The sequence below is a fragment of the Kitasatospora putterlickiae genome, assembly GCF_039527695.1.
GTDB classification, from domain to species: Bacteria; Actinomycetota; Actinomycetes; order Streptomycetales; family Streptomycetaceae; genus Kitasatospora; species Kitasatospora putterlickiae.
Genome location: NZ_BAAAKJ010000381.1, coordinates 5022 through 6972 on the forward strand (window position 1 = coordinate 5022; position 1951 = coordinate 6972).

A 1951-nucleotide genomic window follows, 5' to 3' on the forward strand; every position below is an offset into this window, starting at 1 on the left:
GCCACCCGCTCGCGCGGCGAGGCGGCGGCGAACGCCGGCGGCTCGGGCGGGACAAAGGCGCTCACCGGAGGTCGCGGACGGAACGGCGCCCGAGGGCGGAGGTCGATCGGTGCGAGACCGGCAGACTACCGGCCCCGGCCGCCCGCCCCGCCCCGCTCCCGGAGCGTCCGCAGCCCCCGCCGGAGCGCGCGGGTGGCCGCCGGCGGCAGCAGGTCCAGCAGGAGCCGGCGCGGGCCCGAACGCGGCGCGGCGGGCCGCGCCGCGTTGTTCAGCCGCAGCACCCGCAGGCCCGCGATGGCGTCCTCGTCGACGGTGAACCCCTCGGCCCGCCAGTCCCGGGTCAGCAGCACCTCGCGGACCGGCTCCGGATCGCCCCACGTCCCGTAGAACTTCATCGGCGTCAGCAGCACCGGCCGCAGGCCGCCGGTGAACACCGCCTGCCAGACCGCCGCCGACACGCCCGGGGTGTGCTCCGAACGGTAGTCGTCCAGGGCCACCAGCCCGTCCTCGGCCAGCGCCTTGCGCGCCACCTCGATGTCCCCGGCCACGTGCTCGTAGAGGTGGGAGGCGTCGACGTGGACGAAGCGGCAGCTGCCGTCCGGGACGCGGCCGTCGGCGAGCACGGAGGTCGGCGCCTGCACGATCGTCGGCAGCTCCGGATGGAACGCCAGGTAGTTGGCCTCGAAGCCGCGCCTGGTCAGCGAGGACCGGTAGGACATCGACATCTCGGCGTCGTTGTCGGCGTCGCCCGCCTCGGAGTCGAACAGGTCGCAGACCGTCAGGCGCTCGCCCGGCCGCAGGTGGTCGCCGAGCAGGACGGCGCTGCGTCCCAGGTAGCTGCCGAGTTCGAGGATGTCGCCGGTGCGCCCGGCCTCGCTCTGGGCGGTGAGCAGGTGGCGGAAGGCCTCCTGGTCGAGCCGGAAGAACCAGCCGGGAATGGAGTCCGGGTGCGCGGCCGGACGGGGCGCGTCCGGGCCACCGCCGGACCGGGGGAGGGCGGACCGGCCGGATTCGGCGGTCTCGGCACTGGGCACGGCGGTCTCCCTCGGGACGGGACGGCGTGGGCGCGGCGTGCGCCCGCGCCCTGGTCACGCGCGGCGGTGCCGTGGTACCGGACGGGTCGGCCGTGGTGTGTGGCGGCTCATCATAGTCGCGCCGCACCCCGCCGGGGCCGCTCCCGCCGGAGCGTTCGGCCGCCGTTCAGGCGTTCGGCGCCACCCGCGCCAGTTCGGCGATCGTCTCCTTCAGCCACGCCCGTTCGGCCGCCCCGGAGGCGCGGGCGACCAGCAGCATGCCGCGCCGGAACGGGTTGCGCTCCCGCTCGGCGGTGACCGGCCGCCCCTCGGCGTCGTGGAAGAAGCTGCTCGGCGCCTCCAGGAAGGCGAGCCGGCGGCGCAGCACCGCGGCCTGCCGGGCCGGGTCGTCCAGCCGGTCCAGGAACGCGGCGACGGTGAAGAAGCGGATCTGGTCGGAGATCTCGACCTCCTCCGGATCGGCCAGCCGGCGCTCCAGTTCGGCCCGCCCCCCGGCGGTCAGCTCCAGCACCTGCCGGGGGACCGCGCCGCTGCCCGGCTCGCTCCGCCGGTGCAGCAGTCCGGCCTTCTCCAGACGGGTGATGGCGGGGTAGAGCGCGCCGTCGCTGACCGGGCGGACGTGGCCGGTCAGACCGGTGATCAGGGACTTCAGCTGGTAGCCGTGCAGCGGTTCGTCGTACAGGAATCCGAGGATCGCGAGCGTCAGCACGGTCGAGGCCTTTCCGTCGTCGTGGGCTTGCGTCCGAACCGGCGTGCGCGCCCCCACCGCCGCGCGCCCTCGTGCGATGCCATGCTACCTCTGGTCGAGGTGCATCGATTCGATGCATCTCGCTTGCGGCCGACCGGTTGGCCGTGGCCTTCCCGGTCTTCGCGCCGCTCTTCGGGCGGCGCGTCACCGACGGGCTGTTCAAGGGCGC

2 protein-coding genes are annotated in these 1951 nt (G+C 75.2%); both read right to left on the bottom strand.

The annotated features are described in order from the left end of the window. Positions 1–125 precede the first annotated feature (125 nt). Complete coding sequence (locus tag ABD308_RS33380) at positions 126–1034, bottom strand: class I SAM-dependent methyltransferase (protein ID WP_425554909.1); 909 nt, start codon at positions 1032–1034, stop codon at positions 126–128. Between the two features lie 166 nt (positions 1035–1200). Next, positions 1201–1743: a PadR family transcriptional regulator gene (locus ABD308_RS33385; protein WP_344343397.1), complete on the bottom strand. Its 543-nt coding sequence runs from the start codon at positions 1741–1743 to the stop codon at positions 1201–1203. Positions 1744–1951 lie beyond the last annotated feature (208 nt).